Source organism: Croceicoccus hydrothermalis (genome assembly GCF_022378335.1).
Classification (GTDB): domain Bacteria; phylum Pseudomonadota; class Alphaproteobacteria; order Sphingomonadales; family Sphingomonadaceae; genus Croceicoccus; species Croceicoccus hydrothermalis.
In genome coordinates this window covers 81704-103954 of sequence record NZ_JAIQCI010000011.1, presented here as the reverse complement: position 1 = coordinate 103954, position 22251 = coordinate 81704, and the positions used below count along the sequence as shown (strand labels likewise).

At 60.8% G+C, this 22251-nt stretch carries 19 protein-coding genes and 1 pseudogene; 9 read left to right on the top strand and 11 right to left on the bottom strand.

The genetic code is table 11. The annotated features are described in order from the left end of the window. Positions 1-11 precede the first annotated feature (11 nt). The gene (locus K4G67_RS09230) at positions 12-653 is read right to left on the bottom strand and encodes a hypothetical protein (protein WP_239806090.1); all 642 of its coding nucleotides are present in this window, start codon (positions 651-653) and stop codon (positions 12-14) included. 288 nt (positions 654-941) lie between these two features. On the opposite strand from K4G67_RS09230, the gene tnpA reads away from it, so the two are divergent. From tnpA to tnpC, 3 genes are all read left to right on the top strand, one after another. Continuing rightward, the gene (tnpA, locus tag K4G67_RS09225) at positions 942-1310 is read left to right on the top strand and encodes an IS66-like element accessory protein TnpA (RefSeq protein WP_239806089.1); all 369 of its coding nucleotides are present in this window, start codon (positions 942-944) and stop codon (positions 1308-1310) included. Continuing rightward, complete coding sequence (gene tnpB, locus K4G67_RS09220) at positions 1307-1654, top strand: IS66 family insertion sequence element accessory protein TnpB (protein WP_239806088.1); 348 nt, start codon at positions 1307-1309, stop codon at positions 1652-1654. Before tnpA ends, tnpB begins: the two co-directional genes overlap by 4 nt. Before the next feature lie 122 nt (positions 1655-1776). Next, positions 1777-3444 carry an IS66 family transposase gene (tnpC, locus tag K4G67_RS09215; protein WP_239806087.1) on the top strand — a complete coding sequence of 556 codons (1668 nt, stop codon included), beginning with the start codon at positions 1777-1779 and terminating at the stop codon, positions 3442-3444. A gap of 46 nt (positions 3445-3490) precedes the next feature. On the opposite strand, the gene K4G67_RS09210 is transcribed toward tnpC, so the two are convergent. Continuing rightward, complete coding sequence (locus K4G67_RS09210; protein WP_239806086.1) at positions 3491-4135, bottom strand: FadR/GntR family transcriptional regulator; 645 nt, start codon at positions 4133-4135, stop codon at positions 3491-3493. 280 nt (positions 4136-4415) lie between these two features. On the opposite strand from K4G67_RS09210, the gene K4G67_RS09205 reads away from it, so the two are divergent. The 4 genes and pseudogenes from K4G67_RS09205 to K4G67_RS09195 all read left to right on the top strand — a co-directional run. Beyond that, positions 4416-5789, top strand: coding sequence for an amidase (locus K4G67_RS09205; protein WP_239806100.1), 1374 nt, complete (start codon positions 4416-4418; stop codon positions 5787-5789). 82 nt (positions 5790-5871) lie between these two features. After that, positions 5872-6480, top strand: coding sequence for a DUF736 family protein (locus K4G67_RS09200; protein WP_239806085.1), 609 nt, complete (start codon positions 5872-5874; stop codon positions 6478-6480). Between the two features lies 1 nt (position 6481). Beyond that, positions 6482-6616 (top strand): helix-turn-helix transcriptional regulator, encoded by a 135-nt coding sequence (locus tag K4G67_RS17540; RefSeq protein WP_306812044.1) that lies wholly within the window; start codon positions 6482-6484, stop codon positions 6614-6616. A 113-nt stretch (positions 6617-6729) separates the two neighbouring features. Beyond that, positions 6730-7215 (top strand): annotated as a pseudogene (locus K4G67_RS09195) (transposase); the annotation flags it as partial. A gap of 50 nt (positions 7216-7265) precedes the next feature. Here the strand turns inward: K4G67_RS09195 and K4G67_RS09190 are convergent. From K4G67_RS09190 to K4G67_RS09180, 3 genes are all read right to left on the bottom strand, one after another. Then, complete coding sequence (locus K4G67_RS09190) at positions 7266-7739, bottom strand: hypothetical protein (protein ID WP_239806084.1); 474 nt, start codon at positions 7737-7739, stop codon at positions 7266-7268. Continuing rightward, the gene (locus K4G67_RS09185) at positions 7708-8646 is read right to left on the bottom strand and encodes an ArdC family protein (RefSeq protein WP_239806083.1); all 939 of its coding nucleotides are present in this window, start codon (positions 8644-8646) and stop codon (positions 7708-7710) included. Before K4G67_RS09185 ends, K4G67_RS09190 begins: the two co-directional genes overlap by 32 nt. 77 nt (positions 8647-8723) lie before the next feature. Beyond that, on the bottom strand, positions 8724-10823 hold the full coding sequence (locus K4G67_RS09180; protein WP_239806082.1) for a ParB/RepB/Spo0J family partition protein: 2100 nt from the start codon (positions 10821-10823) through the stop codon (positions 8724-8726). 1152 nt (positions 10824-11975) lie between these two features. On the opposite strand from K4G67_RS09180, the gene K4G67_RS09175 reads away from it, so the two are divergent. Continuing rightward, complete coding sequence (locus tag K4G67_RS09175) at positions 11976-13094, top strand: replication initiation protein (RefSeq protein ID WP_239806081.1); 1119 nt, start codon at positions 11976-11978, stop codon at positions 13092-13094. Positions 13095-13173: 79 nt separating this feature from the next. On the opposite strand, the gene K4G67_RS09170 is transcribed toward K4G67_RS09175, so the two are convergent. The 4 genes from K4G67_RS09170 to K4G67_RS09155 all read right to left on the bottom strand — a co-directional run bounded on the left by K4G67_RS09170 (position 13174) and on the right by K4G67_RS09155 (position 19390). After that, positions 13174-17385: a strawberry notch-like NTP hydrolase domain-containing protein gene (locus tag K4G67_RS09170; protein WP_420830020.1), complete on the bottom strand. Its 4212-nt coding sequence runs from the start codon at positions 17383-17385 to the stop codon at positions 13174-13176. 63 nt (positions 17386-17448) lie between these two features. Further along, entirely contained in the window at positions 17449-18294 is an 846-nt protein-coding gene (locus K4G67_RS09165) for a DUF7146 domain-containing protein (RefSeq protein WP_239806080.1), read from the bottom strand. Between the two features lie 50 nt (positions 18295-18344). Beyond that, positions 18345-18713, bottom strand: coding sequence for a hypothetical protein (locus K4G67_RS09160; protein ID WP_239806079.1), 369 nt, complete (start codon positions 18711-18713; stop codon positions 18345-18347). After that, the gene (locus tag K4G67_RS09155) at positions 18710-19390 is read right to left on the bottom strand and encodes a ParA family protein (RefSeq protein WP_239806078.1); all 681 of its coding nucleotides are present in this window, start codon (positions 19388-19390) and stop codon (positions 18710-18712) included. The genes K4G67_RS09160 and K4G67_RS09155 overlap by 4 nt, the downstream gene beginning before the upstream one ends. 326 nt (positions 19391-19716) lie before the next feature. Between K4G67_RS09155 and K4G67_RS09150 the strand changes: the two genes are divergently transcribed. Further along, entirely contained in the window at positions 19717-20577 is an 861-nt protein-coding gene (locus K4G67_RS09150; RefSeq protein ID WP_239806077.1) for a lytic transglycosylase domain-containing protein, read from the top strand. Positions 20578-20580: 3 nt separating this feature from the next. Here K4G67_RS09150 and K4G67_RS09145 read toward each other — a convergent pair whose 3' ends face one another. Together K4G67_RS09145 and repC are read right to left on the bottom strand one after the other, a co-directional pair. Further along, positions 20581-20856: a hypothetical protein gene (locus K4G67_RS09145; protein WP_239806076.1), complete on the bottom strand. Its 276-nt coding sequence runs from the start codon at positions 20854-20856 to the stop codon at positions 20581-20583. A gap of 34 nt (positions 20857-20890) precedes the next feature. After that, positions 20891-22234 (bottom strand): replication initiation protein RepC, encoded by a 1344-nt coding sequence (gene repC, locus K4G67_RS09140; protein WP_239806075.1) that lies wholly within the window; start codon positions 22232-22234, stop codon positions 20891-20893. Between the last annotated feature and the right edge of the window lie 17 nt (positions 22235-22251).

The following is a 22251-nucleotide window of genomic DNA, read 5'->3' as shown; positions in this document are numbered from 1 at the left end:
TGCGTGTGTCCTTAGATTAGGCTGGCCTGGCGGGCGGCCGGGAGTTTGAGTTCGCGCGCGAGGCGCCGGGCGAATGCCGGGATGTCGCGCAGCACGGTGATCGGGGCTTTGCGCAAGGCATTGCCAGGCGGTTTCCAGTGTGGATGACGCCATGCGACGCCTTGCTCGCCCCACCGCTCGGGCGAGATCCTCACGAAGATACTGCTGCTCTCAAGTGTATGGTCCCCCGCCAGTGACGCCGTCGGTGCGAGGTAATTGAGCCGGTAACGGTCCCAGTCGAGGCCGAGCTCGTTGGCGATTTGCCTCAAAGTGCGTTGTCCCTCGCGCCGATAATGGGCGAGTTCCACCGGGCGGTAATCGATGCCCCGTAAGACAAGCGCCACGATCGCCGGCTTGTGCTTGAGTTCGGCCAGGCTCTCGACGCAACGCTTGCGCAGATCCTGGTCTTCATCGTGTTGGCTCTCGATCGTTCCGAGGCTGAAACGAGCCAGGCGTCTGCTGAGCAATTGCACGGCGGGATCGGTGGCAGGATCAAGGCCGGCAAGCTTGGCGTCAGCGACGGCATCGTTTACCGCCATGAGACACGTCTCGTAAGTGACCAGGCCTTCGGGAGAGAGCGCCCGCCGGTAGCGGAAGTCGATATCGTAGTTCATTCTCGGCTCCATCGTAAGTTCGATGGTTGCCCTCCCCCTCCTCTTCCTAGTTGAGCCGATCCCCGATCGGCCTGCTCGCAGCCCCAGGGAGTTTGGGAACGTAGTGCATTTCCTGTTGGAGGGCCTCCGGCGCAGCCAGATCTAAGGCGTGGATCAGGGCAGCAAGATCAGCGCCATCAGGCCCTGTTTCGTACGCATCCGATAGGGACCGCCTTGTTCTGCCTGTGAGCTTGTCGGAGTTAACGCGAGTGCAAACGCGTCGTTTGCACTGGAGTTAGCGAGGACAGGATGGAACGGATAACGGTGATTTCGGGCGTGGAGCGTCGGCGGGTGTGGAGCGGGGAGCAGAAGGATGCGCTGGTATTGGCGGCCTGTGCTCCGGGAGCGGTGGTGTCACAGATTGCGCGCGCGGCGGATGTGCATCCGAGCCTGATCCACCGCTGGCGGCGGGAGCGGACGCAGCGGGTCGGTTCGCCGGCAGGCCAGGCGGGCTTTGTGCCGGTGGTGGTGAAGGCGGACCGCTCGGACGACTGGCCGCGTGAAGGGCAGCCAGGTCCCCACGTCGCAGCGATGGTCGAGACGCGGGGAGCGGTGATCCGCTTTGGGGACACGGCACGGCCGGACCTGGTCCGTGCGATCCTGGAGAGCTTGCGATGATCCCCGTTCCCGCAGGTGTGAGGATCTGGGTTGCGACCGGCCACACGGATATGCGTCGCGGCATGGCGACCCTGGCACGTCAGGTGGAGCAGCAGCTGGGCAAGGTCTTCCACGCGGGAGATTTGTTCGTTTTTCGGGGACGCCGCGGCGATCTGGTAAAAATCTTGTGGAGTGATGCGCTGGGCGTATCGCTTTATGCGAAGCGTCTCGAGAAGGGGCATTTTATCTGGCCCTCGGCCAAGGACGGAGCGATTGCGCTGAGCGCCTCGCAGCTGGCCTGCATGCTCGAAGGAATCGACTGGCGCCACCCGCAACGCACGTGGCGGCCAAGCCAGGTTGGTTGAGCCGGAACGGCGCCCGGGCAGCACGGATCGGCGGCGCAAACAGGGCTTTGAAAAGGAGCGGAAAAGAGGCAAAAAGGCAAGAAAAGCTTAGGCTTTCCGGGCACTTCCTGCTATCGAAGGCCATGTCGTCAAGCGATGAACTTCCCGGGATTTTACAGGTGTCTGCCGAGCTCGCTCTCGTGCGTCAACTGCTCCGGAAAGCCGAGGTCAAGGCGCTCGAGGCGGAAGCGAACGCCGCCCGCATCCTGGCCATCAACGCCGACCTGCTGGCCCGCAACGCCCATCTGGAACTGATGAACGCGCTCATGCGCCGCGACAAATATGGCGCCAAATCGGAACGCGCGAGCCGGCTCATCGACCAGCTCGAAATGGCCTTCGAGGAACTGGAGGCTGATGCCAGCGAAGCCGAAAGCCTCGCCAACCAGGCCGCCGCCAAAACCACCACCATTGCCGCCTTCACCCGCAAGCGCGGGACCCGCCGTGACTTTCCGGCCGGGACCCCGCGCGAAGATGTGGTGATCCCGGCTCCCGAACAATGCCCCTGCTGTGGCTCGGCGGAGCTGAGCCATCTGCCGGCCAGCATCACGGAGACCCTCGAGACGGTGCCGGCGCGTCACAAGGTCATCCGGACCGTGCGCGAGAAGGTGTCGTGCCGCCAATGCGAGACGATCCGCCAGGCACCGGCGCCCTTCCACGTCACCCCGCGCGGCATGTTCGGCCCGCACTTTCTTGCCCATCTCGCGTTCCAGAAATACGGCTTGCATCAGCCGCTCAACAGCCAGCGCGATCGACTGGAGGCGGAAGGCATCCCGCTCAGCCTCTCGACGCTCGCCGACCAGATCGGTGCGGTCTGCGCGGCGCTCAGGCCGATCGCCCTGTTGAACGAGGCTCATGTGCTGGCCGCTGAACGGCTTCACGCCGACGACACCACCGTTCCGCTCCTTGCCAAATACAAGACCGAGATCGCCCGCATCTGGGACTATGTGCGCGATGACCGCCCCTTCAACGGATCAGGGGCGCCGGCGCTCATGTGCCGCTACTCCCGGAACCGGAAAGGCGAACATCCCCGCGCACATCTGGCTGGCTACACCGGGATCCTCCAGGTCGACCGCTATGCCGGCTTCAACCAGATGTTCGAGCCCGGGTGGGCGGACAAGGCCATGACCCGCGCCAACTGCTGGGCGCATGGCAGACGCGAACTGTTCAAACTGGTCGATGTGGCCGGGCAGTTGAAGCGCAAGAAGAAAGGGAGCGTGCCCCTCATCTCTCCCCTTGCGCGGGAAGGGCTGGAGATGATCGACGAGATCTTCGCCGCCGAGCGGGATATCATTGGCAAGACGGCCGAGGAGCGGCTGCGCGTGCGCAAGCAAGTGGTCGTCCCGTTGGTCGATCAGCTCAAGAGCTGGTTCGATGCGCAGCGCCAGACCCTCTCCAGGCACGATCCCGTGGCCAAGGCCATCGCCTACTTCCTCAACGACTGGGAGGGCTTCACCAGCTTCCTGGAAGATGGCCGGATCTGTCTGACGAACAATGCGGCAGAGCGACCGCTGCGTAGCGTCGCCCGGGGCAGAAAAGCCTGGTTGTTCGTCGGTTCCGACCGGGGCGGAGACCGCGCCGCGATGCTGTTCAGCCTGATCGGCACCTGCCGGCTCAACGACGTCGATCCGCTCGCCTGGCTCACCGATGTTCTCGCGCGCATCGCCGAAATCCCGCAAACCCGTCTGCACGAGCTCCTCCCATGGAACTGGAAACTGCTCCGGAATAACGACCCGGCAGAATTAGCCGCCTGATCCTCGCTCCGGCGCGACCACCTCCGCTCGTCACGCGCGAGCCCCGCTAAATCGCGCGATCTTTACCCCCCTGCAAGGCGGCCTCTATCGGATGCGTACGATCGGTCTTATCAGGCCGGTCGCTAGGGGACAGGTCCAAATATTCGAATGGGACCATGTTGCGAATGAAGCGCGTTGAGATTGCGTGGCTCAGAACGAGTAACGGATTTCCGGATAGTGACGCGATGTAATCCTCGCGTCGGATCGCAGCTTGGCTCCGCGCCAGTTGATCGGGTGCTGCGTGACAATCCTGCTGCAGGTGTCGCAGGTGATAGGCTTCCTCGAGCGTCATTCTTTTGCTGGCGGCATTGAAGGTCATTGTCCGGAACAGCGCCTGCGTGGTGGCCAGATCGTTCAGTTGGATCCCATCGAGCTCCCATAAGGTCGCAACGTAGCCGGCAACAGTTTCGAGTGAGGTCTTCCGCACATAAATGCCACCGGAGGTACCGCGTTTCGTGCTCACGATGTCGCGGGCTTCAAGTATCCGAGTCGCCTGGCGCAATACCGCCGGCGTCACCAAGAAACGTGTGCACAGCTCCCGCTCGGTGCCAAGCAGCGCGCCGTTCGCCAGCGAATGCTCGGCGATCTCCTTCTCGATATGTGCCGCCAGCGCGCTGCCCGCCGTCATCCGCCTTTCCCTTCCAGCTTTCATGTCCGGAATCCCTAGCTCAATAGCACCCCGGCTGCCACCAACCCACCGCAATAGGACCATATATTTTCAACGGGATCATATTTCGGCGGCTTTATCCATTGACTCCGGGGTCAGTCTGGCAAATAATCGGGCAAATAGGATCATATATAAAAGGTGGACAATGCAGGTTGATCGACGGACCCTGTTGCAGGGCGCCTGTGTGGCGGGAGCGGTGAGCGTACGGGCTGCCGCGGGAGAAATCGCAGAACTGACGTGGACCCCGGCATGGAAGCTGGTGGACATGATCAAGAGGAAGACCATCTCGCCCGTCGAACTCACCAAACATTATCTTGCGAGGATCGATCGCATCAATCCGAAGATCAACGCCTATGTCACGGTGGATCATGAGGGCGCTCTCGTGCAGGCGAAGGTGGCCGAACAAGCCGTCATGCGCGGCGATGCTCTTGGTGCTTTGCATGGCATCCCGATCTCGATCAAGGATCTGGCCCTCACCAAAGGACTGTGCAGCACCGACGGCTCTCTGATCTTCAAGGATCGCATTCCCGACCATGACGACATCTTCGTCGCTCGGCTCCGTAAGGCCGGCGTCGTCATTCTCGGCAAGAACAACACGCCCGAATTCGGCTATTTCGCGCGCTCGATGAACCGGGTCATAGGCGAGACTCGCAATCCCTGGGATACACGCCGTATCACAGGTGCATCGAGCGGCGGTGCCGGTGCCGCATCGGCAGCAGGCATCTCGCCCTTTGCCATTGCAAGCGACGGCGGCGGCTCGACAAGGATCCCGGCCCATTTCAACGGCGTATTCGGTCTTCAACCAAGCCCAGGCCGGCTGCCGCTGCTGGAGCCGATTCTGGCCGGCCCCCAACAAGCATCGTTCGGGCCGATGACGCTCGATGTGATGGATGCCGCAATCATAATGAATGCAATGGCTGGCCCTGATCCGCGCGACCCGAGCGCCATCCAGACGCCTACGCCCGATTTTACCGCTGGGCTTAACGACGGCATCAAGGGCTTCAAGATCGCCTGGAGCGACGATTTCGGGCATATCCCGATCCTCGATCTGCGCGTGTTGAAGACGCAAAAATCGTCCGCCTACCTGCTGGAGCGCGCGGGTGCGACGGTCGAGGATCCGGCCATCAAGCTGTATGATTTCTTCGAGCCTTGGGCAATCAGCAATGCGGCGCTGGGCAGCGTCGCCAAAATTCGGGGTTTCTCCGAGGAACAGAAGGCACTGATATCGCCGCCGGTCGCCCAAACCATGCTGCGCGACCGCCCCATTCCGACAGCGGACGACATCGCCAAGGCCGAGCGAGTCCGCGCGGATATCAGAACCCGTTTCGAAGCATTGTTCGACCGCTACGACGTCATTTGCACTCCGATATCGACGACCATCGCACCGATCGCGCCCGCTGGATGGGAGCAGCCCTATGCCGATCCGACCTATGGCGCGCAATTCGGCACACCCTATACGCATGTCGTGAATTTCCTCGGGCTCACCGCTGCTTCGGTTCCCTGCGGCTTCGTCGACGGTTTGCCCGTGGGTTTACAGGTGATCGCGCGCCGGATGAACGAGACCAAGGTATTCCGTGTCGCGCAGGCGCTTGCCCTCCTGCAGCCGTGGGACAGTAAGCATCCCGCGCTAGCGATCTGACTAATTCACCCGCCGGAAACCGTAGGCTCGAATTTCATCAGACGGAACAGTTAAGTTCCGTCAGCAATCACGCCTGTCCGCAATGGCTGAGAACAAGGACCAGTTTCGACACTCAAAAAAACAGGGGGCGTATATGCAAAAATCGAATCTTCGCCTTATTGTTTCCCGCACCGCAGTGCTTGTCGCGATGATAGAAGCACCATCGGCGGTGTTTGCCCAATCCCAGCTGCAGCCCTCAAGTCTGTCGTCTCCGTCGGAGACCGCCGCCGAAAACGTTTCGAGAGACGAGATCATCGTCACGGCCCGTAAACGCAACGAATCTTTTCAATCCGTGCCGGTGGCCGTAACGGGCTTTAGCGCCGAGGCGCTGCGGCAGAAGACGAAAGGCGGCTGGGACGGCGACATCGATACGCTCCCCATACAAAAACGCCGAATCAGGCTGGTGCCGAACGACAACCGCGAGAGCGATGAAGCCCCTGCGTTTCGCGTAATGCCGGGATGGAACTCCATAGGCGATGCGTGGGAGAAGAAATCCCGCAGCGATCCCGCGCGCAATTATGTGCGCGTTGAGATCAACGATCCGTTTTATCCGCTCAAGGCTATATTGCTCCCCGACGCGGAAGGTATGACCGCGCAGATGGTATTGCCCTTTACCTATCCGCCAGCCGTTCGCTCGAACATGGCGGGGTAGGATGGATGACATGGCAGAGTTTACCGATCCCCCCGAACGGCTCTTGAAACTTGCCGAGGTCACTCGGCGCGTCGGCCTCGGAAAGTCTATGATCTATCGGCTGATCGTCCAGGGGCGTTTTTCGGCCCCCCTATAAATATCATCCTATGCCTCCCGTTGGAGCGAGCATGAGATTGTCGCGTGGATCGACACAGTGAAAGACGGATTTGAAGGGAAGCGCCGCAAGTTCTGGTAGCTGGTTCGGATGCTATCAAAGAGGTTGAGCGAGAGCGCGATGCAATGTTGGAGCTGGAGCCGGAGGCGGACACGGCGACAGAAGAGTATCCAGCGCCGGCCACCGCTCGACTGCTCCAACTGCGCGGCATCGGCCCTGAGTTCGCCAGCGTGCTTTATGCCGAGGCATTCTTCCGCAGCTTCAGTAACCGTCGACAGGTCGCCTGCTATGCAGGACTGGCGCCGTCGCCGTGGCAAAGTGGCGCGATGGACCGCGAGCAAGGCGTATCCAAGGCGGGCAACAAACGGCTGCGCGTAACGATGATCCAAGTCGCGTGGCTGTGGCTGCGACATCAGCCAGCATCAGAACTGACTCGCTGGTATGAGGAGCGGGTGCGAACCAACGGTGGCCGCGTCCGCCGTGTGATGATTGTGGCTCTCGCCCGTAAGCTGCTGATTGCGCTGTGGCAGTTCAGTTCGGCTGGCGTCGTGCCAAAAGGCGCAGTCCTCAAGGCAGCCTGACGAGGTATAAATAACGAGTTCCTGCGGGGCGTGCCCCTGCCGGATCCAGGTTAGACGGACCGTCGGTCCCCATTGGCTTCGATCGCCGACAAAAAGGTTGGTCCCGTCTTCCTGAGCCAGACCCGACGCAAGCGGGATTGTGGTGCAGCCGCGCACGAGCGGCGACCGGATGTGAGGTTAGAGCGGACCGGTTGACGGAACGCTTGTTGCAGCAGGCTCAGATCATGGATCCGAACAAGGAGGCGACAAATGCCGTAGCCACACCCTGTTTCGATAATAATCGTGGTTCCCGACCCTTCTCGCACCTCCCAACCGGGGGATGTCTCGCCGAAGATCTTTGCAAACGCGGTCTCGGCGTCATGGCCGGGAAAGGCGTCGACGAGGACCTTGGCAAGATCCTGAGAAACAACCGCGTCTTCGCTGCTCGCATGGAGCCGAAGGAAGTCATACTCGGTGATCTGGAGGAGCCGCAGCACACTGCGTGGGTGCGCGTTAAGCGTAAGCTGGAAGTGCGCGAGCCCCATCGGTCGCCTCCTCGGCCTGCTCGCCGTATCCAGAGAATGCGGCGAGAAAGTTAAAAGCTTGTTCGGCTTTGGCAGCGGCTGTGATGATTGCCGACTTGTCGGCCTTCAGGATCGTCAGCCAGTGGTCGATGTAGCTTGCGTGGCTGTCGTGCAATTCCGTCGGAAGCCCCAATTCGTAGCAAATCCGGCTGCTGCACAGCTCAGCGACGAGTTCTTCGAAGGCATAGGCTTTATCGCCGAAGCGTTTGCCGAATGCGCGGCCGAGGCGGCTTGGTGCACCTGTGGAGTGCCCCAGTTCGTGTCCCAGGGTCGCCGCGTAGTGATCGCTCGAAGCAAAGCTGCTCTTGTGCGGCATCTGTACGAAATCGCCGCCCGGTGCGTAGAAGGCCCGGTCGCCTCCGTGCCGCACGTCGATTGGGATCGGGGCGAAAAACGCATCGATTTCGGCCTGTTTTTCCGATGGAGTCGGCGGAGTGACCGGCAGCGGATCCGGATAGAAGTGCTCCGGGAGGCCGTCGATCTGCGAAGCGTTGAATACGGAGTAGGCGCGCATGAAGCGAATGCTCCTGGTCGCCTCGTCGCCGCTGTTCTCGTCGATTTCGGGTTTCTGGACCGAATTGAAATAGATGCTGGGTTGTGCGCTTTCGCCGCGCCGCACTTGGGCTCCGAGCTCCTGTGCCTGCCGGTATGTCATCCAGTATCGCGAGCGATAACCGAACGAATCTGCCACGGCCCAGAGATACAGCGCGTTGATACCGGTGTAACGCACGCCGTTCGCGCGCAGCGGCGCTCCGCCGCCGCCGAGTTTGATCCAGGGTCTGCGCCAGGGCATGACGCCCTGCTCGATCTTGGAGATGATGAGATTGGTGATTTCCTGCGCGACATCGCGCTTGGGGCCCGTTCGCATAGCGGATCCTTTCCAAAAGAAATGGCCCGGAGCTGAGCCCCGGGCCAAGGTTGCATCAGGAGGAGATTCGCCTGTTGTCAGGCTTCGATCGCCGCTTCTTCGTCGGCGAATTCGTCGTTGGCCGGCGAGACTTCGCAGTCACCGTCCGGCTCGTCTGCAGTGTCCTCGTCGGGAAGCCCGTCCACATCGAAGTTTTCCTCGCCCGGCCCCTCTTCGAGGTCGTCGGGACCCGATTGCGTGGGCGGTTCGAAGCGCATGGCCGGTGGAACCCAGGCCAGAGCGCGTTCCTTGATGTCCTCTTCGACAATGGTCTCGCCGGCGAACAGTTTGTGGCAGGTGCTCGAGAGCTCGGTCTTCTTGGAAGCCGCGTAGCGGTTGGCGAGTTCGCTCCCGCCGACTTCCTTCAAGGCCGCCAGGCACGCGGACTTGTTGATCCGATCGAAGAAGTTCTCGGATGTTGGGCGCCATAGAGCGGCGACGTCGATGTCGAGCAGCGAGCCGAGCAGCCCGTGGATCGGGTGATACTCCGAGTTGTAGCCCTTCTTCGCCTCGAGAGAGGTTGCGACGACATAGGCGATCCAGGCTGCCTTCGCGTCGTCATCGAGCGAGCGGAACGCCAGGAAGCGCGTGACGATATCGGCTGCTTCCTGCCAGCTCTTGTCGAGATGGTCGTAGGCTTCGCTCAGCGTATCTTCGGCCACGCCTCGGGGGATATCCCCCAGAACGGGATCGTGTGGCCGGCCTGCAGCGATCGTCGTGCCCTTCTGCTCGTAGCTGTCCGTGCCGACTGCAAGCGCGAAGATTGCAAGATCGAGCGCGAGACCCGGATCGCCCAGGAGCGAGGCTGCAAGGATGTTACGCCGCTGAACCGCCAGTTCGTCGAACAGCTTCGCGCTGACGGGTTTGCCACCTGGCGCTACGGCTTCAGGTTTGCTCGGGCGGGAGTCGCTGCCGCGCGCCGTCGGTTTCTCGAACGATCCGCCCGTGAGATTGCCTTCCTCGTCGGCTTCGAAGCGCAGATCCTTCTCGCTGAAGTAGTCGCTTTCGAGGATCATCTCACCCTTGGTCGACAGGATCAGGAAACGGCCGACCTCGGGTTTCCATTCCTCGGGCAGTTCCCGGGCAGGACGGCTCAGTTCCTCGTATTCGGCTTCAAGCGTGGAATATTCCTGCTCGAGCGCGTCGACGTCGATATCGGCTGTCTCTTCAGCGCTGTCGTCGTCGAAAATGTCGCTGATAGCGCCCATGCGTTCTTCGATCGCCTGGATGCGGCTCTTCACCTCGGGGCTGACCGGAGCCGGGGGAAGCCGGACCGGGTTGAGGTTCAGCTCGTGACGCACGTTCCAGCTGGCGGTGCCAGCGATGGGCCAAATGCAACCGATGCCCAATTCTGCGGCCAGTCGCGAGGCTTCGGCCTCCATCTTCTTGCCAACGAGATCGTGTACGATCGGAATATCCGTCCAGCGATCATCGGCTGCATCGCTGAACAGGTCGCGTTCAATCCGCCCGCCAGCTGCCACGTACGCTTCCTCGCCGACGAGCAGCGCCAGCGGATCGTTTCCACGGATGGAGCCATCGGCGATCATGCGGCGGATGCCGTCCGCACTGATGTGGTAGGAATGGCGGGTCTGTTCGTAGACGCGCAGCTGGACCTCATGTTGGTCGGTGGCGGCGTACGCCTTGGCGATATCGAGGGTAATGTCGCCATTCGCCAAGGCTTCGAAGATTGGCTCTGCGAGATTGGCCAGGCGCAGCCGACCCTCGATGAAGCGCTGGGTTTGTCCGAACCGCTTGGCTACAGCGGCGATATCATCGCCTTCCTTGATGAAGTGCTGGAATGCGCGGCATTCCTCGGCAGGTGACATTGCGAGACGCTGGAAGTTCTCTGCCAGCGAGACTTCGGAGGCGTCACCGGCGGTCTCGTCGATCACTTTGCAGGAAATCTCCTGGTCGGGAGGCCAGCTACCGCGGGCAACGATGAGTTCCATTGCGCGCAAGCGGCGTCCGCCGGCGATGACGGCGTAGGTGCCGCGCTTCTTGGCTTTGGTGACAATGAGGTTCTGAAGCAGTCCGTGCGCTTCGATGTCATGCGAGAGCTGCTCGTCGGCGTCGGCGGACACGGTTTTGCGTACATTGCTGTCACTGAGGACCAGTTTGTTGAGAGGGATGGTTTGCATGGGGAGTCTCCTACTGATTGCCCGCCAGTTCGACGGACCATCACTCCCCCTCCCCCTCCTCTCTTCTGGTTGGCCTGATCTACGCAGTGCTGTTATGCTTGGCGCAGGCATCGCCTCCATCGTCTCTCAAGAATCTCATTAAAAAACGCCCAAGCGCCAGCTTGGGAGCTTCAATGATTCAAGATTCTAAGATTCGGGCTCATTATCCTTTGTAGACTCAATGGTTTAACCCCCCTCTTCGTGAGGGTTGGGGGGCTTTAGCGTGAGAAACGGGGGGCTTCATCATGTGAAACCGGGGGCATTGTCCTGAGCGACAGGGGGTCACTATGAGGAACTGGGGATGCGGCCGGGTATCGCCTGATCTGACGCTTTATGTGAGGGATTTGGGGCTACGATCTGCCCGCTCGATGTTCTGCATTAACGTGAGCGATTGGGGGCTCGCCCACAGTTCAGAGCCGAATGTTCATGTGAGAAACGGGGGGCTTAGCGAGAAGTCGTCGCGAAATGGCTGTGTATATGAGTTCCTGGGGGCAGCGTTCGGTCGGACGGTCGCGGCCTTCGTGAGGAATCCTCGGTTTAACAGGCGATCCTTAGAGCCTTTGTCGTTTCTATGAGCCGTTGGGGGCTGCCTGTGGGCAGTTGATTGCCGCCGATTATGTGAGTTTTCGGGGGCTCCATCCAATGATTGTCGCCTTGGTCCTCTTCTCTGTGAGGCGTTGGGGGATCCGCGCGGCCTTCGAATCCATCATTTATGGTGAGAATACCGGTGCTTCGCGCCGGTTTCTCAGGCCGATCTCCTTTACATGAGGGACTGGGGGCAGCGGGTCAGTTGGCTTTCAATGTCTATGTGAGCCGTCGGGGGCTGTGTTTGAACGTGAAAGAAGCACCCTGATTGCGACGCCTCGCAGTCCCTTTGACCTGCTCCATCAGCTGTAAGCCGACGACTACATGTGTGATCGGGGGCTACAGCGCTCGTTTTGCGCCACTGACGCGTGTTTACGTGAGGGATTGGGGGCCGTTCCCGCGCCCGCCGGTATCGCTCTCTCGTCAGGGGTCCAAGGGCCCGTCAGTTATTGTGAGGATCTGGGGGCTGTCTATGTGAGCAATAGGGGTGGAGTTCTCATTGTGACATAGCAATGCTATGCAACTCACATGAAGACCGATTCGGAACTGGCAAAGTTAGAACTTGCCCCGGCGATGGAGGGGCTAAGCCGAACCTTGCGAGTGGCGGACGTGATTCGCCGCGGTCAGCTCGATTTTGTGAGCAAGCCGGGCGAGCTTGTCGAATCTGAATTTGAAACCGGAACGCTGAGCGCAGCTGCCCGGAAGGCATTTGCGCTTATGTTGCGCAAGGCTGGCCCTGATGCCGGCCGCAATCAGACATTCACGATTACCAAGAAAGAGATTCGCGGTTCGCATAAGGGCAACGAGCGAATTCAATCGGTAATGGATGAACTGCTTCGCGTCATCATTCGGATCAGGACGACGACCGCCAAGGGCAAACCAGCGGTCATGTCACAGTCTTTGCTCTCAAGCTGCGTGGAAGAAATCTCCGAAGACGGAATGAGCGTCGTCGAGTTCGAGTTTTCTGATAATTTCAAGCGGATGATCGAGAAGTCGGATTATTACGCCAGGGTCAATCTGGGCGTGATGCTTGCTTTGCAGTCCCGCTATGCGCTCACTTTGTATGACATCGGCTGTCTCATTATTAACCGGCAGAACCGAGTGAAGAAATTCTCGGTAGAGGAGTTGCGTCGCAAGCTCGGTGTCGCTGACGGCAGCTTCAAGAACTTCGCCGAACTGCGCCGGGATGTTCTCGTCAAATCGAAGGCTGAGATCGATCAGCTCGCCGATTTCACTGTCGAATGGGAGGAGATCCGCGGCTCCGGGCGTGGACGGCCGGTCGAGGCCGTCACGCTGATGTTTTATCCCAAAGACCCTGTTGAGCAGGAAGCGACCGCAAAGGAGCTCGACAGGCCGAAGGTCGGACGGCGTGCACGGCGTGCCGGTACGGTCGAGGAGATCATTGCAGACAAGACCCCGAAGCTGAATAGGTCCAAGCCGTTTCCGAGCGACAGTCTGCATTTCTGCAGCGATCAGCAACTTCTTACGATCGTGAGCGATTATGGCGGTGGTTGGGACAAGGATCTGATCGCCGGCGAATACCGCAAGACCATGGGGGCGAAGCTCGCAAGTATGAGTGGGTCGAGCCTCTACAAATCTTGGGAAGGTTTCTGCAAAAGCTTCGTCCGCGCGCGGGGGCGGGCTTGAGCCCCCGATTCCTCATGTAAAGCTCTCCTGACAGACCCCAAGGGATCTGCCGGCTCGTCGGCGGCTGATGTCCTCGTCGTCAGCCAACTGCGAGCAGCGCGGCCAAGATGGCTTCCGCTCGCGTGGCCGGGGCGAAGATGCGTGTCTTGTACTGGATGATCTCGGTAAAGCAGCCGAGGCTTTTCAACCACGCTAGCTGCGTGCCGAGCTCGCCCGCAAGCTCGATCCGGTGTTCGCCGGCTACAAGCGATCGCTTGATCGTGATTGGGAATGGCCGTCGGAGCGTGGTCGAGCGGTTCTGCGCGAGCGCTGCGATAATTGCTGCAACGCTCGGGATATACTCTGAATCGACGCCGAAGCTGCTCAGGAGCGCCGATACGTCGCTGTCGTGGACGAGGCGGCCGAGCCAGCTGGAGCCGTCTTTGTCGACGATGCGGTTGACCGCCATGTAGTCCCGCGGAAGCGAGGACCAGATCGGCAGCAGGAGGCCGGTTGCCAGGTGGATCGTTTCGGTTGTTGTGCGCGCGGCTGCTTCGGTAACTTCGGCCTGCCAGAGCTTACGGAAGGCGGCCTCGTCGCAGCTTTCCCAAGCGGTTTCGGAGAGGTCAGCTAGCAGCTTGTATTGGCGGCGGACCGGGCGGTTGAGGACGACGCGCGGGATGAGATCGCCGGTGTCTTCCATGAAGCTGCGCGCGTCTTCGCACAAGGCCACCCGACCACTCTTGCGATTGACCAGCAGTTTCGGCGACTTGGCCCATTCGCGCATCTCGAGGATGCGGTCGAGCGCAACCGGCTTTTGCTTGGATTCCAGTTCGATCGTCAGCAGATGCGAGGTGGCTCCCGTCCGTTCATCGGTGCGTAGGATGACATCCTTGGTGATCCTTGCCGACTCCACCTGGATCGTCTCGACGCCGACATCGAGTGAGCCGGCTTCGCGTGCGGCCGAGACCCGCGCTTCGACCAGTCCGAGAAACTCGTCGAAGATCTCGTTTTGCATGTGGATTGGCAATGCCAGTATGCGGTTGAGCCATCGCTGGATGGGTGGAAGTTCTTCGACGAGCACCCCGCCCTCTTCGGTTAGTTTAAGCCCGGAGCGCCTCTCGAAATCCAGCATGGTCGTGCTCTTGAGCTTCCCGTCTGCCAGCAGGCCGAACCAGGTCACGAGCGCGGCCTTGGCATACTCGCTTTCGAGGTTGTCAGCGGGATCGAACAGGTTTTGTCCGCCAGTCTGCCGTTGGCCGCGCGTGAGCGCCCCGAGACTGTCCAACCTTCGGGCGATGGTGCTGGTGAAGCGCAATTCGCCCTTGCAGTCGGTGGTGACGGGTCGGAACAGAGGTGTCGTGGCCTGATGCGTTCGATGGGTCCGACCAAGGCCTTGGATTGCGCGATCCGCCCGCCATCCAGGCTCGAGCAGAAAATGCACGCGCTGTTGTTGGTTTTTCGCCTTCAGGCTTGCGTGGTAGGAGCGGCCTGTGCCGCCGGCGTCGCTGAAAATGAGAATGCGCTTGCGACCGTCCATGAATTGATCCGTTTCCGACTGGTTCGTCCGCGAGGAGCGCGATTCCAGCTTTTGTGAGCCGTCGGACTGGCAAATGAGCCTTTTGGTGCGCCCGGTGACTTCTGCAACGGCGTCGGTCCCGTAGTGTTCGATCAGCCCGTCGAGGGCTGGCTTGATAGGGGGCATGGCGCAGAGCTGCTCGATGAGCGCCGCTTTGCATTCAAGTGCCTGCTGGTTGTGGACCGGGCGTCCGTCGTCGTCATAGAGAGGCATGGATCGTTCGGCGCCGGTGTCATCTACGAAGACCTTCATTTGCTGTGTCGGAAACGCGCGCTCGAGGTAGTCGATCACATTCTCGCGGGGGCTGAGATCGAGTTCGAGGTTAGCTCGTTCCTCGGGACTGAGACTGTTCAGCCGCCGGTTGAGGATGCTCTCTGCCGTTGAGACGAGCTGGATGACGACCGACTTACCGTCAGCCAGATGCTGGTCGATCGCACCGATCAGGCTTGGGAGTTTCATCGACAGGAGGACTTGATTGAAGAAGCGCTGCTTGCAGGACTCGAAGCGCGAACGTGCTGCGGCTTTGGCGCCGCTGTTGAGGGTGCTGCCTTCGAGGTCGTCGACGACGTTCGTCAGTGCCAGCGCTGTTTCCATGTTCTGATGGATGATCGCCCAGGCTTCGGCGTAGGCGTCGTAAATGGAGACCTGTTCGGGCGTGAGTTCATGCTTGAGGATCTCGTACTCGACACCCGCGAAGCTCAGTGCGCGCGACTGGTAAAGCCCCAGCGCTTTGAGATCTCGCGAGACCAGTTCCATGGCAGCGATGCCTCCGGCACGAATCTGGCTGATGAAATCCTCCCGGTTGGCGAACGCGGTCTCTGGCCCCCAAAGACCAAGCCGGACCGCATAGGCGAGATTGTTCACGTCGGAGGCGCCTGTGGCGGAGGCATACAGAACGCGGGCGTGTGGAAGGTGGTTTTGCAGCAGCACGCCGGCGATACCTTGTTGAGACCCGTTCTTGGCGCCCTTCAGGCCCTCCCCGCCAGCGACCCCGCCCATTTCGTGGCTTTCGTCGAATGCGATGACGCCCTCGAAATCGTTTCCGGCCCAGTCGAGCAGCTGCTTCAGGCGTGTGGCATCTTGGCGCTGGCTCCGCAGCGTCGGATAGGTCACGAAGACAATGCCGTCACGGAAGGGCACCGACTGGTCGATCTTCCAGGCCGAAAGTGGCTGAATGTCGGCCGACATTCCTCCGAGCGCCTCCCAGTCGCGGCGCGCATCTTCGAGGAGTTGCTCGTTTTTGGAGACCCAGATCGCCCGTTTGCGACCTGCCAACCAGTTGTCGAGAATGCAGCCGGCGATCTGGCGCCCCTTCCCTGCCCCGGTTCCGTCGCCGAGGAAGTAGCCCTTACGGTAGGCTTCACCGTCTTCGCTGAGCGTTAGACCGACGCCTTTTTCGTCTGGCTTGAAAAGGCCAGGAAGGAACTGGCTCCACGCATTTCCAGCGTAGATGACGGTCTCGAGCTGCGCTTCGGAGAGCCGCTGTTCAGTGACGATACGAGCGTGCAACTGCGGGAGATATTCGGGCTGCGGCGCCGGGATCGATCCCATGGCAACCGATTCAACCAGTGGCGTGGGGTGAGTACTGGCGTTGGCAATGTCGATGCGGCTCGGCCGATACGGTAGATACACGCCTTTCTGCTCGCCGAGAGGGCGGGGGCGATCGAGCGTATCATAGGCCACGGCGGTGATTTCCTGCGTGGGCACGGCGCGAGGCGCGATCACCTTCGGCCGCGGAGTCGACCGCATCGCGCGAAACAGCGTGGGCTTTGGTCGCTCAGCAGCGGCGCCCGGCGCTTTTCGCTCAGGATTGCTTCGCGGCGGCACATTGAGCTCCTCTGCGAGAGCTTGGACTGTGTCGCGAGCCAGTACGGCGGGTTTTGTCACGCCAGGGATCTTGTCGATCACGTAGAGACGAACTGCGACGGTCGTGCCCTGCTTCTGGTAGCACTTGTCGATACGACACGACGATCGGACCGTGCAGTTGGCGAATGTCTCTTCGTAGATTTTGAGCATCCTGGCGCTGGTGGTGAACCAGTCGGGCATGATGGCGACGATCCGGCCTCGTGGGCTGGTCTTGCTGATCGCGGAGCGCAGGTGCCGGATAGCGGCGAATTGATCGACCCCCCTGCCCTCTGATCGGGAAAACGGCGGGTTCATGACGATGAGACTTGGCCTGGTTGTCTCGTCGAGCAGCGATGTCAGCATGGCGCCGTCGACGCCGGTCAGGGTTGCCTGCGGGAAGAGGATTGCCAGCTTCTCCCGTCGGTCGGGATCGATCTCGTTGAGATGGAGTGTACGAACCTTGGGCAGCACTGCAGCCAGTATTCCGTGTCCGGCGCTCGGCTCGAGGACAAGGTCGTCTTGCCTGGCTTGTGCAAGCACCGCCACGAGTGCCGCCAGGTCGGCGGGAGTTGAGAATTGCTGATAGCGGATTTGAGTCTCGCTCCGCACGGTCTGCGTGGGGAGCGCCTGCATAATCTGTGAGAACGCTTCGATATCTCCCAGTCCTGTCGGCTTTGCCGCGCTGGTGAGGTGACGCACGAGTGCGGCTTCCATGAGGTCGAACGCGCCGCGCTGCGTCCATGCGCCATCGGCCGATCCAGCGCCATGAAGCTCGCGCATGGTCTTGTGAAGGAAGGTCTTGTTGAGCTCGCCCTTGGAAATCTGGCCGGCCAGGCAATCGATGGCGGCGTCGAGACGGGTGGCTTGATGGTCGAAAAGGTCGGTCACGCTTCGCTCCTCATGCTGATGCGCCGCTCAGCATCCCCCTCCCCTTTTCACTGGGTAGGAGGTTCAGAGGGTTGTTGGAGGAGCCGCTTCGTTGGCCGCTGCCCAGTCTTCGAACGGGCGCGGCGATCTGCGCAGGATCTTGAGGCCTGGTCGCCTGTAGGCGTGCAGGGCACGCAGGGCCCCTGCCCTTCCCGGCTGATTGTCGTCTTCGGCAATGACCAGGGTCTCGATCGAGTCGGGTAGCGCCAGCAGCGGCAGGCGCTCAGCACCCAGCGATGCCCAGCACGGGATTTCCTGCCGCTTTGTAAACGCAGCTGCGTCCTCAAATCCCTCGGCGATGGCGAGTGTGGTCCCCGCCAGCGTTTGGCGCCATGCGCCCATCTCTGGCCGGCCGAGCATGTATTTACCGGTGTGCCAGTGGGTTTCGGGATCGAGGAAGATTCGCTGTATGGCAGTGATCTGCGGTCCCTGGCGGACGGCGACGATCAGCGCGGGCAGAAAGCGGGTGTGGGGCTTTGGGCGAAAGGGACAGCGGGGGTGAAACCGGATGTCGGGAAGGTCGATGGGCAGGTTACGACGGCGAAGGTAGAGTTCGCCAAGCGTTCCGGTAATCTCGCGGCCATCGTCCCAAATCCGACGTGCGTTGGCCGAGCTGCGCGCTGGCGTGAAGTCGGGCATCGGCGCCCCTTGTTGGGGCGATAGTCTCGCGATCTCGCGCAGGATGTTTTCCGGGTCGCAGCCGGCAAAACAGTGGACCAGGATGCTCTTGCTTCCCTGCCTGATCGACAGCGACGGCGTGGTATCCTCGTGGGCGGGACAACGGCACAGGGCGTAGGATCCATGCCACTTCCCGCGCAGGCTGGCGACGATGTCTACGGTCTCTTGAGTGGGGCGCAGTGCGATGAGCATAGTGTCATCCTTTCTCGCGGCCGCCCTCCCCCTCCTCTCCTCCGATCGCCCTAGTCCTGATCGTTCGTGGAGCCGCCTTGTACGGCATCCATCAGCGCGACGAGTCCGTCGGGAAGGCTGAGATCTCGCTCTTCGCACCAGCTGTAGAAGCGCTCGCGCTCTGTGGTCGTCAGGCGCATGTTTATGACATGCACGCGCTTTTCGGCCTTCACCTTGGGATTTCTTTTGGGGCGTGGCGCCTCTGGTTCGGGAGCTATCTGGGGATGGTAGCCGGGATGACTGATCGCCGGCTTGCTACGGGCTTGATGGCCGGCTTTCTCGACGAGTTGCGCAAGTCCTGAGCGGGAATCGTCTCCTGCCTTGGCGATCCGACTTTCAGCTGCCGCGACGACGTTTGGTAATGTCCTCCGCTCGGTCATCGGGCGTCCTCCGTTTGCGTGATCTCCTCGAGGATCGCGCCCAGGATCGATTGCGCAATCGTTCGGGCGCGCTCGGTACGTGCGAGCCCTTCCCGCTCGACTTCGGGCAGCGTCCTGCGCCAGTTCGACATGGCGCGAAAACCGTCAAGCATGTGCATGTGCTGATCGAAGGTCGGCAACGTGTCGCGGATTTGCTGATCGATCTGAAATTCGGTGCTCGACCGGGCGACGATGGCGGTCTGCGTGATGAGGACCCGGTAGCGGACCCCGGGGCACATTCGCTCAAGCATGACGCGAGTTTCAACGGTCCGTTCCAGGTCCAGACGTGATGACCGCGTCGGGATGATGACGAAATCCGAATCTTGCGCGGCATAGGTCGTCTTGAAGTTTGCCGTCCCCTCCGAATCGACAATGACGAGCTGAGCGTCCTGCTTTGCTTTTTCGATGGCACCGCCGATCTCGGTATCGCGAAGCTGTGAGGCGTCGATGACTTTGATGGCGGCAGTGTCCATCCCCTCGCTGGCGCGGTCGGTATACCAGTTGAGCAGGCTAAGTTGTCGGTCGGCATCGAGGATGGCGACCGTTCCGCCCAAGTCAGCAAATTCAGAAGCCAATGCGAGGGCTAGGGTCGATTTGCCCGCCCCGCCTTTCGATTGCGCGATTGTGATGACTGGCATGTACTTCACCTTTGCAAAGCGCGTTGAAAGCGAAAGCGCTGTGGATAGCGCCGTCCCAAGCGCGTTGCGTCCGATAGCGCAACCTAAAGCACAAGGCAAGCGGAAGACAAAGCAACTGTAAAGCGCTACGCGCTGCGCTTGGCAGGCGATAGCGCTCTACATAGCCCTGCCGGACGCGCGTTACAAAGCGCTTTACACTCCGCGTTACATTGATTGAGGGGGCTGCACACCAGACACGCGCAAAAGAGGGTTGCCCCGTATCTCCTCGCATTGTATCGCAAGAGACGCGATATCCGAGCCACGCTCCACATTTGGAGTGTGATGCGATGAAGACGTTTCTTTCGGTGATCCTTGCTTTAACGGCAAGCAGCGCATCGGCGCAGCAAGCTTCGGTATCGGTCTTTACTGAACCAGCTGCGCCGTCTTTTCGGCTTATTGTGCCGGGGGCGATTGCCGCTGAGCCCCAGGCTGGAGGGGAGGGCGGCTTGCCGCTCGAGGGGCTGGCGACAGACTTCGCGCGCCTGAGTGTTGAACTGTCGGGCGACGTCGGTCAGCCAGAGCCGGCCACACCGGTTCTGCCGACGATGACCTCTGGTCTGTTTGTTCCTGCATGGATGCGGGGCGGTCGGTCGGTATTTGACAAGTACTATGTCCCGCCGGCGTCAGCACTCATGAGCGCGGATTGTCGAAATCCGGTTTACAAGCCATATCCGGGACTGAGCCGCACAGCCGAGAACCGCCGCCGCCTGCATTATGCCGAGATGGCATCGGCGGCATGTGAGGCAGGGGTTCCGATCGAACTCTTCGACAGCCTGATCGTGCAGGAGAGCCGTTATAACCCGGCGGCACGAAGCCGGGCGGGCGCCATGGGTCTCGCTCAGCTTATGCCCGGAACCGCGCGTGATCTTGGAGTTTTCAACGCTTGGGACGTGCGCCAGAATCTACGGGGTGGGGCAAGATACCTTCGCGCTCAACTCGACGAGTTCGGCGGAGCCTGGCATTTGGCGTTGAGCGCCTATAATGCCGGACCAGGTGCCGTTCGACGACACGGAGGGATTCCACCCTATCGTGAAACGCGTGCCTATGTGGAGACGATCCTGGCCAGTGTTCAGACCTATCTGGGAGGGGCAGGGCGGTCAGATATTCCAGTTACGTCGTTTCGGCGCGCATCGTTGCTGGCATATTAGGATCTAAATGTTCCAAAACACGTGAAATCCCACGTCCGAGGCGAAGTACAGCGCAACCGTGAGGATTACTGGTGCGCCCTTGAGGTAGTTGATCTGCCAGCGGAGCCAAACTTTCGGCAGTAGCAGCGCTGCGTCGAGCTTTGTGGCGAGTTTGGGACGCCAAGCTCGGCTTTGCCAGTCGTGAACAGTAACCACCACTGCCAGCACCGCGCAGATGAGGGCCATTGCTCCCACGGCGATGTATAGCGACGTCCAGGCGATGAGAGCTTCGTGTTTCATGGTCGTGAGATAGCCGACATTCCCTTTCGTTTATCTAACCGATCCTGCGCCGGGCCGGTTCCGAAATCTTGCTTCTGCGTCCAAATAGACTGTTTCCGAGATTGAGATCACCGCGGCCGGCACGCTCGATCAGTGCTCGCATGTAAATGTCGGGCGACCGCAGTATTTCGCCGTCGCAGGCGTGCTGGCCGGTTAGGAGAACGCACAGCATGGCCGCCTCGAGGCCGAGTGCTTGAGCAGCGCTTATGACAGTCGCATCAGCCACGCCCACAGCTCGGGCGAGAGCCTGGGCTGAAGCAATCGTAGGCGACGAGGGGAGGGCGATGAACCCTTCGGTGAAAGGGAATAGGGATGCCGTCTCGTCCCACGTAAAGCCGCTGCGCTTTATTCCAAACGCATCGTCTGCTTGAAGGGCCCCACTTTTGTTCTGTTCTGCCTGCGTTTTTGAGCTCGCCTCGAGGTCTTGTGTTGCCTCTCGGTTGCGACCCTCTGCCAAGCCAACCTTACATCTTAGTGTTTGATTCCTGTTGTATTTGCGGTGGACGTTTTCGTCCGGCGTAGTGGACAATTCACCTTCGGGAGGGACGGCTCGTGAGTGCACGATAACGGCGTGCTGCAGTTGGTCGTGGAGTGCGAGCGTGTCTTCGAGGATCTTACGCATCTCCGGCAGCGACGATCGGGGAGTGTCTCGGCGCCGATCTGCCAGCTTCTCGACTTTTTGCGCCAATGCCTGCGCCCACATATGAGCGTCGACAAAGGGCGCCAGAAGCGAGCGCATGGTATTGAGATAGGACTTGATCTCTGCGGGAAGGGCGACGCGCATTTCGCGCAGCTCGGCTTCTGTTGCAGCGACAGCCTCCAAGTGGTCAATCATCAGGACCAGTGGCGCTAATGACCACCCCGCGCCTATGGCGGCTTTACCCTTTCTGGCCGGGACGTAGAATCGGTGACCATTCCCTTTCGGGCAGAATGGCACGATCAAGCCGCAACGGGCCATGTCGCGCAGATCCCGGCGGACATTGGTGCTGTCCAGCTTGACCTCGAGAACTGCGTTGGAAGCGCCCACAATAGGCCCGGTCTGACTGGTCCAGTCGGCAGCTGACGCGCACATTCTTGCTAGAATGTGGAGTCTTTCCCAAGTCTTTTTGCTGGGGGGGAGGGTGATCGTCCCCTGATCGCGGAATTGGCAGAGGACGCGAATGACGCGGCGTCGGAGAAGTTCGCCCTCAGCTGCGCTGCCAAGAGGCGCGCGCTCCCGCATAAGGGCGGCGACAAAGGCAGCGTGGGCGGCTCGTTCCTGCTCGCTCGATAAACTGCACACCTGCAGGTCGCTTTCCTGCAGACGGGGGGAGGGTAGGGACTTCAGGGCGTCAGCCAACCGGACCCCGCAATAGG